Raw genomic sequence first — 14,117 nt, forward strand, 5'->3', positions numbered from 1 at the left:
CATGATGGTGTCCGTGCCACACTTGTTGGCCCGTTCCGCATATGCGGAACCTATAAAAAATTCATCTGAAGGAGAGGAAACCCGGATGCTCAAGAGAGTGACAGGTCTTCTTGTCGGTGCCGCGATGGCGCTGACAATACCGCTGTCGGCCGAAGCGCTTGCCAAGACATATTACTGGATTTCCCATGGCGGCCCGGCGGACCCGGTCTGGACTTACTTCCTCCAGGGCGCCAACCAGTGGGCGGAAGACACCGGTAACACGGTCAACACCTCCTTCCACAGCGGCGACGTCCCCTCGCAGCAGGAAGCCGTCCGCGCGGCAATCGCGGCCGGCGCCGATGCCATCGTCACCACCAGCCCGGATCCGGGCTCGATGGTCGAGGTGGTCAACGAAGCCCATGCCGCCGGGATTCCGGTCATCAACATCAACACCCCGGATCCGACCGTCGATTTCGACTCCTATGTCGGCATGGATCTGGTCGTCACCGGCAAGAAATGGGCGCAGTACCTGGTCGACAACGGCCTGGTGAAGGAAGGCGACTTCGTCTGGATGCCCGTCGAGGTTCCCGGCGCCACCTATGGCGTGCAGGAAGAGGAAGGCATCAAGAGCGTCTTCGAGCCGCTCAACATCACCTGGGAAGTCACCGACAACACGCTCGACCAGGCCGAGGTGATCACCCGCATGTCCGACTACCTCACCGCCAACCGCGACAAGGTGAATGCGATCATCGGTCTCGGCGACCTCGTCACCGGATCGATCAAGCGCGTCTTCGACCAGGTCGGCGTGGAAGCGGGCTCGATCCCGGTGGTCGGCTGGGGCAACTCGCTCGACACCACCCAGGAAGTCCTCAACGGCTATGTCAATGCCGCGATGTGGCAGGACCCGCAGGCGACGAGCTATGTCGGCCTGTCGCTTGCCGCCATGGCCGCGAGCGGCATTCCTCCGGGATTCGACGTCCTGGTCGGCAATCTCTACGAGAAAGACGGCGCCCAGCTCATCGACGACATCCTGTCCGGCAAGTAATCGCCGGACGCATCTGACGCCGACCGCGACGGCCATGGCCGTCGCGGTTACCCTGCCCCGCAAAGGAAATGAACGCCCGGGCGGGCTTCGCCGCGCCGGGGAGAGATTGTCCCTAGCCCATCCCGGGAAGGCACCGTGGAACATCAATCGCTGGTTCGACGCCTGATCGCCAAGCCGGAGTTCGGCCCGTTCGTCCTCCTCGTGGTCGAGCTCGTCGTCTTCACCGCCATCAATCCGACCTTCCTGTCGCCGCTCAACATCTCGAACACGCTGGTGTTCACGGTCGAGCTCGGCCTCATCGCCCTGGCGATGACGCTGCTGATGACCGCCGGCGAATTCGACCTGTCGGTCGGTGCGGTTTTCGGCTTCTCGCCCGTGGTGATGTGGACCCTGTTCAATCAGGAGGTCATGCCGCTCGAACTCGCCTTTCTCGTCGCGATAGTGATCGCGGCGCTGATCGGACTGGTCAACGGCCTCTTCGTCACCCGGCTCAAGATCCCGTCCTTCCTGGTGACGCTTGGCATGCTGCTGGTCGTCCGCGGCACCGCCCTTTTCGTCACCGACGGCTTCCCCCAGCGCACCTGGAACGCGGGCGACCAGTGGATCGCGCAGGTGCTGGTCGGCGACTTCCACATCGGCGCCTTCCGCCTCTACATGTCGCTCTTCTGGTTCATCGTCGTCGCCGTGCTCTTCTGGTACATCCTGACCAATACCAAGTTCGGCAACTGGATCCAGGCCTCGGGCGGCAACCCCAACGCAGCGAGCGCCCGCGGCGTCAACGTCAATCGCACCAAGCTCATCCTCTTCATGCTCTGCTCCGCCATGGCGGCGCTCGCCGGCATCATCAGCTCGATCCGCACCTCGGCAGCGAATCCCAACAGCGGCACCGGCTACGAGCTCGAGGTCATCGCCATGGTGGTGATCGGCGGCACGGCGCTGATGGGCGGACGCGGCACCATCGTCGGTACCGTCCTCGGCGTGTTCATCCTCCGCACCATGCGCAACGGCATCGTTCTGGTCGGCGTACCGGGGCTTGCCTACAATATCTTCATCGGCGCGATCATCCTGGGGATGATGGCGCTCCACTACGGACTCGAACGCCGGCATCAGGCGGGGAACTAGACCATGGCGCAAGACCTCGTCCGAATGGAGCACATCACCAAGTTCTACGGCCGCGTCCAGGCGCTGGATGATGTGAACTTCACCGTCAGGGAGCAGGAAATCGTCGGGTTGCTCGGCGACAACGGCGCCGGCAAGTCGACCCTCATCAAGGTGCTGTCCGGCGCGGTCCCGTCGACCAGCGGCGACATCTACATGCGCGGCAAGAAGGTCGATATCAGGAGCACGACCGACGCCATCGCCAACGGCATCGAGACCATCTACCAGGACTCGGCGCTGGTCACCCAGCTTTCGATTGCCCGCAACCTGTTCCTCGGGCGCGAACCGGTCGTGGGGCCGTCCTTCCTGAACCGGATGGACTATGCGACGATGAACCAGGTCGCCGGCGAGCTCCTCCGCCGGGTCGGCATCACCAAGAATATCCCGACCACGACGCCGATCTCGGCCCTTTCAGGCGGCGAGCGCCAGGCCGTGGCGATCGCCCGGGCGATGTATTTCGACAGCGACCTGATCATCCTCGACGAGCCGACCAACAACCTCGGCGTCGCCGAGACGCGCGGCGTCCTCAACTTCGTCCGCAATGCGCGGGACCGCGGCCACTCCTGCATCTTCATCGCCCACAACATCCACCACGTCTTCCAGGTCGTCGACCGGATCGTGGTGATGCGCCGCGGCCAGATCGTCGCGGATAACATCGACCCGAAGCAAAGCACGGTCGACGACGTCGAGCTGGTCATCACGGGCATGACCGACGAGGAGCTCGCCGCGGCTTCGGCGACGCCGGCGGCCTGACAGCCGTACCGGCCGCCCCCTCTATGCGAGCGCCTTCGCCGCGTCCATCGCGATCGCGAAGGACTTGAGCCGCGCGGCGTGATCGAAGACCTGCGCGGTGACGATCAGCTCGTCCGGCCGATACCGGTCGATGAAGCCGGCCATGCCGGCCGCCACCGTCTCCGGCTCGCCCACCACCGAACAGGCCAGCGCCTGGCTCAGCATCGCGCGGGCGGGGTCTTCGAGTGTCTCGAAGTAGCCCGGTTCCGGCGGTGGCAGCGGCCCGGCCCGGCCCGTCCGCAGGTTGACGAAGGCCTTCTGCAGCGACGAGAAGAGCAGCACCGCCTCCTCGTCGCTGCCGGCGCCGATGACATTGAGCGCCAGCATCAGCCGCGGCTCGTCGAGATGCTCCGACGGCTGGAACCTTTCGCGATAGAGCGCCGAGGCGGTCTCCAGCTCGGCCGGTGCGAAATGCGACGCGAAGGCATATGGCAGCCCGAGCATCGCGGCGAGTTGCGCGCCATAGAGGCTTGACCCGAGGATCCAGACCGGCACCCTGAGCCCCGCCCCGGGAATCGCGCGTACGCGCTGGCCGGGCTGGGCCGCGGCGAAGTAGTGGATGAGCTCGACCACGTCCTGCGGAAAGCTGTCGCCGCTCGCCTCGAGATTGCGGCGAAGCGCCATGGCGGTGAGCTGGTCGGTCCCCGGCGCCCGGCCGAGCCCGAGGTCGATCCTGTCGGGATAGAGGGCCGCGAGCGTGCCGAACTGCTCGGCGATCACCAGCGGCGCATGGTTGGGAAGCATGACGCCGCCGGCGCCGACCCGGATCGTCCTGGTGCCACCGGCGACATGGCCGATCAGCACCGCGGTCGCGGCGCTGGCTATGCCCGGCATGTTGTGATGCTCGGCCAACCAGAAGCGCCGGTAGCCGAGCGCCTCGGCGTGGCGGGCGAGATCGAGCGTGTTGCGGAAGGACTGGCTGGCGTCGCCGCCTTCGACGATCGGCGAGAGGTCGAGAACGGAGAGCGGGACCATATTCTGTTTCCGGTCAGGCAAGCGGCAGGGGTCTGGGCCGGTGTCAGTTCTTCAGACGGTAGCCGGTCTTGAAGATCCAGGCGACTATCGCCACGCAAATGGCCAGGAACAGGGCCGTCGCGGCAAGGCTTGCCCCGACCGCCACATCGGCAAGGCCGTAGAAGCTCCAGCGGAAACCGCTCACCAGGTAGACGACGGGATTGAACAGCGTCGCCGTCTGCCAGAACGGCGGCAGCATGTTGATCGAATAGAAGGTGCCGCCGAGGAAGGCGAGCGGCGTGATGATCAGCATCGGCACGATCTGCAGCTGCTCGAAGCCCTTCGCCCAGATGCCGAGGATGAAGCCAAGCAGACTGAACGATACCGACGTCAACACAAGGAACAGCACCATCACGAACGGGTGCTCGATCCGGATCGGTACGAAGAGCGAGGCGGTGGCGAGGATGATGATGCCGAGGATGATCGACTTGGTCGCCGCCGCCCCGACGAAGCCGATGACGATCTCCACGTAGGAAACCGGCGCCGAGAGCAGCTCGTAGACGGTTCCGACGAATTTCGGGAAATAGATGCCGAAGGATGCGTTCATCGTGCTCTGCATCAACAGCATCAGCATGATCAGGCCCGGCACGATGAAAGCGCCGTAGCTGACGCCCTCGATCTCCGGGATGCGCGATCCGATCGCGCCGCCGAAGACGACGAAATAGAGCGAGGTGGAGATGACCGGGGACAGGACGCTCTGCATCACCGTCCGCGCCGTGCGGGCCATTTCGACATAGTAGATCGCCCAGATCGCCCTGAGATTCATCAGCCGTTCCTCACCAGGTCGACGAAGATGTCCTCGAGCGAGCTCTCCTTCGTCTCGAGGTCGCGAAAGCGGATGTCGGCGTCGCCGAGATCGGCGAGCAGTGCCGTGATGCCCGTGCGCTCGCCCTGGGTGTCGTAGGTGTAGTGCAGCACGGTTCCGTCCTCGACCAGCTCGAGCCTGTGTTTGGCAAGCGACGGGGGAATGGCGTCGAGCGGTTTCTGGAGATGGAGCGTCAGCTGCTTCCTGCCGAGCTTGCGGATCAGCTCCGCCTTCTCCTCGACGAGGATGATCGCGCCTTTGTTGATGACGCCGATCCGGTCGGCCATCAACTCCGCCTCCTCGATGTAATGCGTGGTGAGGATGATGGTCACCCCCGACGCCTGCAGGGTGCGCACCACGTCCCACATCTCCCGTCTCAGCTCGACGTCGACCCCGGCGGTCGGCTCGTCGAGGAAGAGGATCCTCGGCTCGTGGGACAGCGCCTTGGCGATCATCACCCGGCGCTTCATGCCGCCGGAGAGCGTCATGAGGTTCGAGTCCTTCTTGTCCCACAGCGAGAGCTGCTTCAGCATCGTCTCCAGGTAGGCGTCGTCGCGCGGCTTACCGAACAGGCCCCGGCTGAAGGATACCGTGTTCCACACGGACTCGAATGGCGTGATGGCCAGTTCCTGCGGCACCAGTCCGATCTGGGACCGCGCCGCGCGAAAGTCCGTGATGATGTCATGCCCACCGGCCGTCACCGTTCCCGAACTCGGGTTGACGATCCCGCAGATGATCGAGATCAGCGTCGTCTTCCCGGCCCCGTTCGGGCCGAGCAATGCGAATATCTCGCCCGGCCGAACCTCGAGATTGATGTTTGATAGCGCCTTGAAGCCCGTGTCATAGGTCTTCGAAAGGCGCGAGACGGCGATGATCGGCTCTGTCGACATGCTCGGAACGCGCGGATTTTGGAAAGGACGCGCCGCCTCCCCCCGCGACGCACAGCGCCATATAGGGGGCTTTCACGCCTCAACCAAGGGGCCGTCAGCGCTTCCCGCACCGCAACTGACAGGCGCCGCCAGCGGGTTATCGTGGCGATAATTCCGCTTAATCAATACGTTACGGGCAGGCGCCTGGGCTCAGGGCGTGGCTGCCACGCTGACCCGCCAGACGGATCCGGAACCGTCCTCGGTGAAGAACAGCGATCCGTCCTTCCCCACGGCGACACCGACCGGGCGTCCCCAGACCCTGCGATTCGACTCGACGAAGCCGGTGACGAAATCCTGATAGGCTCCCGTCGGCTGGCCGTCCTCGAACTCCAGGCGGACGATCTTGTAGCCGGTCCACTTGCTGCGGTTCCCCGAACCGTGCATCGCGACAAACGCGTCCCCCTTGAATTCGGGCGGAAATGCATCGCCGTCGTAGAAGGTGATGCCGAGCGGAGCCGAATGCGCCGGGAACAGCACATCCGGCACCGTCACCTTGCCTGCGAGATCGGGGCGATGTCCGGCGAGATGGTCGCGAGGGTCCTCGTTGTCGCCGATGTAGAACCATGGCCAGCCGTAGAAATGGCCTTGTCTGACGCGGGTGGCGAAGTCGGGCGGCAGGTCGTCTCCAAGATTGTCGCGCTCATTGGTTACGCACCAGGGATCGCCCGTCGCCGGCTCGATCGCAAGACCTGAGCAATTCCGGAGCCCGGTAGCGAAGAGCTCCTTGCCGGAACCGTCCGGATTGAACGCCAGGACCGCCCCGCGGTCGGCGTCGTCGCCCCAGATCGCGCCGAGCGCGTGGGTGCTCGCGAAGGCCTCGAGCCCGCCGGGCGGCTCCGCGGGCACGCCTTCCGCCACGTTCGAGACCGACCCCACCGCGACGAACAAACGGCCGCCATCCGGGGAAAAGGCGATGTCGCGCGTCCAATGATAGCCGGTCGGCAATTCAGGCACGACGACCTCGGCCTCGCCCGCCGCCGCGAGATCGCCGTTCGTGTAGGGGAAGCGGACGACGCTGCCGGTATTCGCCACATAGATCCATTCGGGATCCGGGCCGGGCGGATAGAAGGCGATTCCGTAGGGCCGGTCGAGGCCCGAGGCGAAGACGCTGTCCTCGACCGGCCGGGCCGCGCCTTCCGGCACCCGGAGGACCCTGATCTCGTTGGCGGCGCTGTCGGCAATGAAGAGATCGCCGTTCGGCGCGGTGCGGATGACGCGGGGCTGGGAGAAGCCGGTCGCGACGAGCTCCGCGGCGAAACCGTCCAGCGTCCGGAGCTCTGGATGGTCGGGGCGGGAAACGAGCCGGGGCCCGACATTTACCGATTTGGTGACATAGGGTGCGGGCATGTCGGCGGGCGTGATCAGGCGCCAGGCGCCGGGCCTGCTTTCCTTCCAGTCGCCAAAGGCAGCCGCCCCGGTCAGGATGTCGTCGGAACCGGGGGCCTCCGCGGCCACGGTCTGCGCCACCGGCCACAGAATCACCATCGCGGGGATCGCCAGCGCATGCACCACTCGTCTCATATGATTGCTCCTGCTCGCGCGGACCGGCTCCAATGCCGCCTTGCACCGCGCTCCGGAGCGTCTACGGTAGGCACGGTTGTAGTGCAAACCGGCATTCCGCCCGTGCACGAGAACGTGAACATGCCCTCTCCGCCACCCCGTTCCGACGCTGCCGACCTCGTCGCCTGGTATTCCGAGATGGGCATCGACGTCGCGTTGGACGAGGAACCGGTCGACCGCTTCGCCGAACCGCCGCCGAAAGCGCCGCCGCCACCGGACGCGCCCCGCGCCCGGCCCGTTGCTCCGCCGCCGCCGGGGCGCGCGCCGGCCTCGGTTCCGCCGAGCGACGAGACGACCCGTGAGGCGCGGACGACCGCACGCTCCGCGAAGACGCTGGATGAGCTCCGCACGGCCCTCGACGGCTTCGAGGGCTGCAACCTGCGCCTGACGGCCACGCAGCTCGTCTTTGCCGACGGCACGCCCGGCAGCCGCGTCATGCTGATCGGCGAGGGTCCGGGCCGCGACGAGGACATCCAGGGCCTGCCCTTCGTCGGCCGCTCCGGGCAGCTTCTCGACCGGATGCTGAAGGCGATCGGCCTCGATCGCGGGTCCGTCTATATCGCCAATATCGTTCCCTGGCGCCCGCCGGGCAACCGCCGTCCCACGCCCCAGGAAACGGCGGTCTGCCGTCCTTTCATCGAACGCCAGATCGAATTGGCGGATCCCGATTTCCTGGTCCTTCTCGGCGGCGCCGCGGCCAGTGAACTCCTCGACAGCCCCGAAGGCATCCTCAAGATGCGCGGCCGGTGGCGCGAATACGACACCGGCAAGCGGCGGATCCGCGCAATGCCGACGCTCCACCCCGCCTATCTTCTGCGCCAGCCGCTCCACAAGCGGCTTGCCTGGCGGGACCTGCTGGCCCTCAAGGAGGCAATCGACGCGGAGGCCGCGACCTGACGCGGATCATGCAGGCCCGACAAGGCTGGCCTGCATTATTGGTGTCTTGATTTCCGCCGGGGAAAGGAGAAAGGGTCAACCATTGCGGCGCGCGGCGCCGGCCCTCTCCTGGTCGATCCGATGGCTTCCACCCTGATCCCGATTGCCGCCCTCCTCCTCGGCTCTTCCTTCCTGCTGATGGCCGGCGGCTTGCACGGCCTGCTCCTGCCCCTGCAGGGGAGCGCGACCGGCTTCACCACGCTGGAGCTCGGCCTGATCGGCACCGGCTGGTCGATCGGCTTCATGGCCGGCAGCCTGCTGGTGCCGCGCATCGTCCGACGGGTCGGCCATGTTCGCGGCTACGGCTCGATGGCCTCGATCGCCGCGGTCGCGATCCTGCTCAACATCCTGATCGTGTCGCCGCCCGCCTGGATCGTCCTCAGGGCGCTCTCCGGCTTCTGCTTTGCCGGGGCCTATATGATCGTCGAATCGTGGCTCAACGAACGCGCCACCGCCGAAAATCGCGGCACCATCTTCTCGATCTACCAGATGGTGGTCTTCACCAGTTCGACCGTCGGCCAACTCCTCCTGGTCCTCACGCCGCCATCGGATTTCTTCTTCTTCGCGATCGGCGCGATCCTCTACTGCCTGGCGATCCTGCCGACGGCGCTGTCGACGGCCAAGAATCCGCAGCCGCTCAACGCCGCCCGTCTCGACATAAGGGCGCTTTACCGGGCCTCGCCGGTGGCGGTGGTCGGATGCTTCATGATCGGCCTGGTCAACGGTACCTTCGGCACGCTCGGCCCGGTTTATGCGGTGCGGATCGGGCTGCCGGTGGCCGAGGCCTCGGTCCTGATGGCCGCGGCGATGCTCGGCGGCTCGCTTGTCCAGTTTCCGGCCGGCCGCCTCTCCGACCGGATGGACCGACGCCGGGTGATGATCGGCGGCGCCGTCGCCACCATCGTCGTCGGCCTGGCGATCTTCCTGCTCCGGCCGCGGCAGCCGGAGATCGTCACCGGACTGGCGATCCTGTTCGGCGCGTCGATCTACCCGATGTACGGGCTGGCCGTCGCCCATGCCAACGACTTCGCCACCGATCACGACTTCGTCAAGATCGCCGGCGGCCTGCTCCTCGTCCTCGGCCTCGGCCTGATGATCGGGCCGATCCTCGGCTCGCTGGCGATGGACTGGACGGTGCCCGAGGGGCTGTTCGCCTTCGCCGCCCTCGTCCACGGATTGCTGGCGATCTACATCGTCTACCGCATGACGCGCCGCGCGGCGCGGCGCCGCGAGCCGTTCCGCGGTATGTCGCTCAAGGCGCTGACGCTGGAGAGCGCCGCGCTCGACCCGCGCGCCGAGCCGCTGCCGGAGACCTTCGATGAAGCGGCTTCGCCCGGTGCTCCGGCGCCGGAAGCGCCGACCGGCGACGCCCCCGCCGCGGAGCCCCCGTCACAGCAAGCGCCCCCCGGCCCGACCTGAGCGCGCGTCATTCCCGTTGTCTTGTTCGCTACGGCTTGATAACCAAGAGGGTTAAGGGAGCCGGTGGCGTGCCGAGCTCCGCGGCCGCAAAAGGCCGGAAGGGGACATGGGGCATATGGAGTATTTTACTCAGCAGCTCATCAATGGCGTCACGCTCGGATCCATCTACGGACTGATCGCGATCGGCTATACGATGGTCTACGGGATCATCGGGATGATCAACTTCGCCCATGGCGACATCTTCATGGTCGGCTCCTTCGTCGGCCTGATCGCCCTGGTCGTTCTCGGAGTCAGCGCCGCGACACCCTTCTTCCTTCTCATCCTCGCGCTGCTCGTCGTCATCGCGATCGCCATGGCGCTGACCGCGGTCTGGGGATGGACGGTGGAGCGCATCGCCTACCGGCCGCTGCGTGGCTCCTTCCGCCTGGCGCCCCTGATCACCGCGATCGGCATGTCGATCACCCTGCAGAACTTCGTCCAGATCAGCCAGGGCGCCAGGGTCAAGCCGGTGCAGCCGATCATCACCGGCGGCTATTCCCTGATGGAGAAGGACGGATTCGTCGTCCAGATATCCAACATCCAGATCATCATCGTCGTTCTCACCGTCATCCTGATGGCGGGCTTCACGACGCTGATCTCGAAAACCTCCCTTGGCCGCGCCCAGAGGGCCTGCGAGCAGGATGCCCGGATGGCCTCGCTGCTCGGCATCAATGTCGATCGCACGATCTCGCTGACCTTCGTGATGGGCGCGGCGCTGGCCGCCGTCGCCGGCGTGATGTTCGTCCTCTACTACGGCGTCATCGATTTCTACATCGGCTTCCTGGCGGGCGTGAAGGCGTTCACTGCGGCGGTGCTCGGCGGCATCGGCTCCCTGCCCGGCGCCATGCTCGGCGGCCTGCTGATCGGCCTGATCGAGACCTTCTGGTCGGCCTATTTCTCGATTGAATACAAGGATGTCGCCGCCTTTTCGATCCTCGTAATCGCCCTCATTTTCCTGCCGTCCGGCCTGCTCGGCCGGCCCGAGGTCGAGAAGGTTTGAGCATGGCGAACACGACCGGGGAAAGCGCTCTCGATACCGGCGCGGTCGGCGCCGAGATCGAGGACGAGCGTCGCGCCGAGGCGGTCCGGGGCGAACCGCCGTTCACGGAACACCCGGCCAGCGGCGACCGCCTGGCGGCGGCGCTGAAAGATGCCGTCATCGCCGGCCTGATCGCCCTCGCCCTCGCCGGTCCGATGGTCGGCTTGCGGACGGAGACGGCGATCGGCGGCCTGTCGCTTTCCCAGCACTGGCTGCCGGTGGCGGTCATCGTCGCCGTCGTGTTCCTCGGTCGCCTTCTCCTCAATCTCTTCGTCTGGAGGACCGGAGGGCGGACGAAGCCTATAACCGCCACGTCCTTTCGGCTGCTGCCGTCCGGCGAGCAACTCGAGAAATGGCGATGGCCGGGTCTTGTCGCGGCGATCGCCTTCACCATCGTCATGCCGTTCCTGCCCTTCGCCGATCGCTACTGGATGGACCAGGCGATCGTCGTCCTGACCTATTGCATGCTCGGCTGGGGACTGAATGTCGTGGTCGGCCTCGCCGGCCTGCTCGACCTCGGCTATGTCGCCTTCTACGCGGTCGGCGCCTATTCCTTCGCCCTGCTCGCGACGAATTTCGACCTCGGCTTCTGGGTCTGCCTGCCAATGGCGGGAATCCTCGCAGCCGGCTGGGGGCTGATCCTCGGCTTCCCGGTGCTGCGGCTGCGTGGCGACTACCTCGCGATCGTCACGCTCGCCTTCGGCGAGATCATCCGTGTGGTGATCATCAACTGGTACGATTTCACCAACGGGCCGGACGGGATTTCCGGCATTCCGCGCCCGACGCTCTTCGGCATCCCGTTCGAGCGCGGCGACGACGGCTTCGCAGCGGTCTTCGGGCTCGAATACTCGTCGATTCAAAGGATCATATTCCTATACTACATCATTCTCGTCCTCGCCCTGGTCACCAACTTCGTCACGCTGCGACTGCGCAGGCTGCCGGTCGGCCGCGCCTGGGAAGCGCTGCGTGAGGACGAGATCGCCTGCCGGTCGCTTGGCATCAACACGACCAACACCAAGCTCACCGCCTTCGCCACCGGCGCCATGTTCGGCGGTTTCGCCGGCTCCTTCTTCGCGACCCGCCAGGGCTTCATCTCACCGGAGAGCTTCACCGCCATCGAGTCCTTCATCATCCTCGCCGTGGTGGTGCTCGGCGGCCTCGGCAGCCAGCTCGGCATCGTCATCGCGGTGATCTTCCTCAACACCGCCTTCGAGGTGCTGCGGGGCCTCGACGAATACCGGATGCTGATCGTCGGCCTGATGATGGTGCTGATCATGGTCTGGCGGCCACGCGGCCTCGTCTCCACGCGCCGGCCCTCGGTCACCCTTTCGGGGCGGGCGAAGGCCGTCAGAGGCGAGCTCGTCGGGGAGGGCAGCGGATGAACAGATGGGAATCTGATCCTATCCTCACCGTCGAGCACCTGACCATGCGCTTCGGCGGGCTGGTGGCCATCGACGACCTGTCCTTTTCCGTCGGGCGCGGCGACATCACCGCGATCATCGGCCCGAACGGGGCCGGCAAGACGACGGTCTTCAACTGCGTCACCGGTTTCTACAAGCCGACGGAAGGCCGGATCGCCATCGCCCTCGACAAGGCCGATGCCGAGACCCTGGAGCGCCTGACGGCGGGCGGCCAACGCATGTCCGAGGACCGCAATATCCTGCTCCTCGATCGCATGCCGGACTTCGAGATCGCCCGCGACGCGCGGGTCGCCCGGACCTTCCAGAATATCCGGCTGTTCGGCGGAATGACGGTCCTGGAGAACCTCTTCGTCGCCCAGCACAACAAGCTGATGCTGGCATCGAACTACACGATCGGCGGGATCTTCGGCCTCTCCCGTTACCGCAAGGGCCAGGACGATGCTCTCGGGCGCGCCAGATACTGGCTTGAACAGATCGATCTGATCGACCGGGCCGACGATCCGGCGGCCGACCTGCCCTATGGCGCGCAGCGGCGGCTGGAAATCGCCCGGGCGATGTGCACCGGGCCGAAGCTGCTCTGCCTTGACGAACCCGCCGCCGGCCTCAATCCCCGTGAATCGGCCGAGCTCAATACCCTGCTTCGCTTCATCCGCGACGAACACGGCATCTCGGTGCTCCTGATCGAGCATGACATGGGCGTCGTCATGGAGATTTCCGACCACATCGTCGTGCTCGACTATGGCGAGAAGATCTCGGATGGCGCCGCCGACTTCGTCCGCCACGACCCGAAGGTCATCGCCGCCTATCTCGGCGTCGAGGACGAAGAGGTCGAGACGCCGGCCGAGCAGGGAGCCTCGGGATGAGCGCCCTCCTCTCGGTCAGTGGCGTCAAGACCTTCTACGGCAACATCATGGCCTTGCGCGGCGTCGACGTGGAGATCAACGAAGGCGAGATCGTCACGCTGATCGGCGCCAATGGCGCCGGCAAGTCGACGCTGATGATGACGATCTGCGGCAGCCCCCAGGCGCGCGAGGGCAGCATCGTCTTCGGCGGTGTCGACATCACCAGGCTGCCCACCCACGAAATCATGCGCATGTCGATCAGCCAGTCGCCGGAAGGACGCCGCATCTTTCCCCGGATGACCGTGCTGGAGAATCTCCAGATGGGCGCGGCGACGATCGGCTTCGACCACTTCGACGAGGATGTCGAGCGGGTCTTTGGCCTGTTTCCGATCCTCAAGAAGCGGCAGGGCCAGCGTGGCGGCACGCTGTCCGGTGGCGAACAGCAGATGCTGGCCATCGCGCGGGCGCTGATGAGCCGGCCGCGCCTGCTCCTCCTCGACGAGCCGTCGCTCGGGCTCGCGCCCCTGATCGTACGCCAGATCTTCGACGTGTTGCGGGATCTCAACCGGAAGGAAGGGCTGACGGTCTTCCTCGTCGAGCAGAATGCCTATCACGCGCTTCGCCTGGCGCACCGCGGCTATGTCATGGTCAACGGCCAGATCACGCTGAGCGGCGAAGGCCAGGAGCTGCTGAAACGCGAAGAAGTCCGGGCCGCGTATCTCGAAGGCGGGGGCCACTAGCGGCGACCATGGGCATCATCTGGGAAGTCAGTCTCGGCGATTTCTTGCTCGTCACCCTCTTCCTGGGCGGCGGCGCGGCCTATCTCACCGGCCGGGCCGCGGCCGGAACCTGGCGGCAATATCCGAAGCTCGTCATCTACCTGCTTCTCCTCGGGGCCGCGGTCCGCTTCATCCATTACGCCCTCTTCGGCGGAACGCTGCTGTCGCCGCAGTTCTATGCTGTTGATTTCGTTGTCCTGCTGATCCTCGGCAGCATCGGCTATCGGGTGACGCGCGCCGGCCAGATGACATCCCAATATGGCTGGCTCTACGAGCGGTCCGGCCCGTTCTCCTGGCGCTCCCGACCTCCGGCCGGACGCGACACGGCCTGAAGCGCCGGATACCGTCAGTCCAGTCCGG

The 14,117-nt window shown here is 65.8% G+C and carries 14 protein-coding genes; 10 read left to right on the top strand and 4 right to left on the bottom strand.

Translation table 11 applies throughout. The features are described 5' to 3' along the window. Window positions 1-85 precede the first annotated feature (85 nt). The 3 genes from KDJ86_RS12690 (at window position 86) to KDJ86_RS12700 (ending at window position 2,935) form a co-directional block, all read left to right on the top strand. On the top strand, window positions 86-1,024 hold the full coding sequence (locus KDJ86_RS12690; RefSeq protein ID WP_291746257.1) for a substrate-binding domain-containing protein: 939 nt from the start codon (window positions 86-88) through the stop codon (window positions 1,022-1,024). 135 nt (window positions 1,025-1,159) lie between these two features. Continuing rightward, a complete protein-coding gene (locus KDJ86_RS12695; protein WP_291746260.1) occupies window positions 1,160-2,146 on the top strand; it encodes an ABC transporter permease in 987 nt (328 codons plus the stop codon). A gap of 3 nt (window positions 2,147-2,149) precedes the next feature. After that, complete coding sequence (locus KDJ86_RS12700) at window positions 2,150-2,935, top strand: ATP-binding cassette domain-containing protein (protein WP_291746263.1); 786 nt, start codon at window positions 2,150-2,152, stop codon at window positions 2,933-2,935. A gap of 21 nt (window positions 2,936-2,956) precedes the next feature. Here the strand turns inward: KDJ86_RS12700 and KDJ86_RS12705 are convergent, their stop codons facing one another. The 4 genes from KDJ86_RS12705 to KDJ86_RS12720 form a co-directional block, all read right to left on the bottom strand. Further along, on the bottom strand, window positions 2,957-3,949 hold the full coding sequence (locus KDJ86_RS12705) for an LLM class flavin-dependent oxidoreductase (RefSeq protein WP_291746265.1): 993 nt from the start codon (window positions 3,947-3,949) through the stop codon (window positions 2,957-2,959). 43 nt (window positions 3,950-3,992) lie between these two features. Continuing rightward, window positions 3,993-4,754 carry an ABC transporter permease gene (locus KDJ86_RS12710; protein ID WP_291746268.1) on the bottom strand — a complete coding sequence of 254 codons (762 nt, stop codon included), beginning with the start codon at window positions 4,752-4,754 and terminating at the stop codon, window positions 3,993-3,995. Further along, window positions 4,754-5,683 (bottom strand): ABC transporter ATP-binding protein, encoded by a 930-nt coding sequence (locus KDJ86_RS12715; protein ID WP_291746270.1) that lies wholly within the window; start codon window positions 5,681-5,683, stop codon window positions 4,754-4,756. Before KDJ86_RS12715 ends, KDJ86_RS12710 begins: the two co-directional genes overlap by 1 nt. A 189-nt stretch (window positions 5,684-5,872) precedes the next feature. Further along, on the bottom strand, window positions 5,873-7,243 hold the full coding sequence (locus tag KDJ86_RS12720) for a PQQ-dependent sugar dehydrogenase (RefSeq protein WP_291746272.1): 1,371 nt from the start codon (window positions 7,241-7,243) through the stop codon (window positions 5,873-5,875). A gap of 120 nt (window positions 7,244-7,363) precedes the next feature. Between KDJ86_RS12720 and KDJ86_RS12725 the strand changes: the two genes are divergently transcribed. The 7 genes from KDJ86_RS12725 to KDJ86_RS12755 all read left to right on the top strand — a co-directional run bounded on the left by KDJ86_RS12725 (window position 7,364) and on the right by KDJ86_RS12755 (window position 14,089). Further along, window positions 7,364-8,179: a uracil-DNA glycosylase gene (locus KDJ86_RS12725; RefSeq protein WP_291746288.1), complete on the top strand. Its 816-nt coding sequence runs from the start codon at window positions 7,364-7,366 to the stop codon at window positions 8,177-8,179. Between the two features lie 120 nt (window positions 8,180-8,299). Continuing rightward, the gene (locus KDJ86_RS12730; RefSeq protein ID WP_291746275.1) at window positions 8,300-9,637 is read left to right on the top strand and encodes an MFS transporter; all 1,338 of its coding nucleotides are present in this window, start codon (window positions 8,300-8,302) and stop codon (window positions 9,635-9,637) included. A gap of 115 nt (window positions 9,638-9,752) precedes the next feature. Then, a complete protein-coding gene (locus KDJ86_RS12735) occupies window positions 9,753-10,676 on the top strand; it encodes an ABC transporter permease subunit (RefSeq protein WP_291746278.1) in 924 nt (307 codons plus the stop codon). 2 nt (window positions 10,677-10,678) lie between these two features. Then, the gene (gene livM, locus KDJ86_RS12740; RefSeq protein ID WP_291746280.1) at window positions 10,679-12,097 is read left to right on the top strand and encodes a high-affinity branched-chain amino acid ABC transporter permease LivM; all 1,419 of its coding nucleotides are present in this window, start codon (window positions 10,679-10,681) and stop codon (window positions 12,095-12,097) included. After that, a complete protein-coding gene (locus KDJ86_RS12745) occupies window positions 12,094-12,999 on the top strand; it encodes an ABC transporter ATP-binding protein (protein WP_291746282.1) in 906 nt (301 codons plus the stop codon). Before livM ends, KDJ86_RS12745 begins: the two co-directional genes overlap by 4 nt. After that, a complete protein-coding gene (locus KDJ86_RS12750) occupies window positions 12,996-13,718 on the top strand; it encodes an ABC transporter ATP-binding protein (protein WP_291746285.1) in 723 nt (240 codons plus the stop codon). Before KDJ86_RS12745 ends, KDJ86_RS12750 begins: the two co-directional genes overlap by 4 nt. 8 nt (window positions 13,719-13,726) lie before the next feature. Next, window positions 13,727-14,089 (top strand): DUF6867 family protein, encoded by a 363-nt coding sequence (locus tag KDJ86_RS12755; protein ID WP_291746286.1) that lies wholly within the window; start codon window positions 13,727-13,729, stop codon window positions 14,087-14,089. Window positions 14,090-14,117: the final 28 nt, after the last annotated feature.

The sequence above is a fragment of the Bauldia sp. genome (assembly GCF_020442045.1).
Lineage (GTDB): Bacteria > Pseudomonadota > Alphaproteobacteria > Rhizobiales > Kaistiaceae > Bauldia.

What these genes read in the sequence shown, in the direction of transcription:
- KDJ86_RS12725 (WP_291746288.1), top strand. Translation starts at nt 7,364, where the DNA reads ATGCCCTCTCCGCCACCCCGTTCCGACGCTGCCGACCTCGTCGCCTGG.
- KDJ86_RS12710 (WP_291746268.1), bottom strand. Translation starts at nt 4,754, where the DNA reads ATGAATCTCAGGGCGATCTGGGCGATCTACTATGTCGAAATGGCCCGC.
- KDJ86_RS12700 (WP_291746263.1), top strand. Translation starts at nt 2,150, where the DNA reads ATGGCGCAAGACCTCGTCCGAATGGAGCACATCACCAAGTTCTACGGC.
- KDJ86_RS12750 (WP_291746285.1), top strand. Translation starts at nt 12,996, where the DNA reads ATGAGCGCCCTCCTCTCGGTCAGTGGCGTCAAGACCTTCTACGGCAAC.
- KDJ86_RS12705 (WP_291746265.1), bottom strand. Translation starts at nt 3,949, where the DNA reads ATGGTCCCGCTCTCCGTTCTCGACCTCTCGCCGATCGTCGAAGGCGGC.
- KDJ86_RS12715 (WP_291746270.1), bottom strand. Translation starts at nt 5,683, where the DNA reads ATGTCGACAGAGCCGATCATCGCCGTCTCGCGCCTTTCGAAGACCTAT.
- KDJ86_RS12730 (WP_291746275.1), top strand. Translation starts at nt 8,300, where the DNA reads ATGGCTTCCACCCTGATCCCGATTGCCGCCCTCCTCCTCGGCTCTTCC.
- KDJ86_RS12745 (WP_291746282.1), top strand. Translation starts at nt 12,094, where the DNA reads ATGAACAGATGGGAATCTGATCCTATCCTCACCGTCGAGCACCTGACC.
- KDJ86_RS12755 (WP_291746286.1), top strand. Translation starts at nt 13,727, where the DNA reads ATGGGCATCATCTGGGAAGTCAGTCTCGGCGATTTCTTGCTCGTCACC.
- KDJ86_RS12690 (WP_291746257.1), top strand. Translation starts at nt 86, where the DNA reads ATGCTCAAGAGAGTGACAGGTCTTCTTGTCGGTGCCGCGATGGCGCTG.
- livM (WP_291746280.1), top strand. Translation starts at nt 10,679, where the DNA reads ATGGCGAACACGACCGGGGAAAGCGCTCTCGATACCGGCGCGGTCGGC.
- KDJ86_RS12735 (WP_291746278.1), top strand. Translation starts at nt 9,753, where the DNA reads ATGGAGTATTTTACTCAGCAGCTCATCAATGGCGTCACGCTCGGATCC.
- KDJ86_RS12720 (WP_291746272.1), bottom strand. Translation starts at nt 7,243, where the DNA reads ATGAGACGAGTGGTGCATGCGCTGGCGATCCCCGCGATGGTGATTCTG.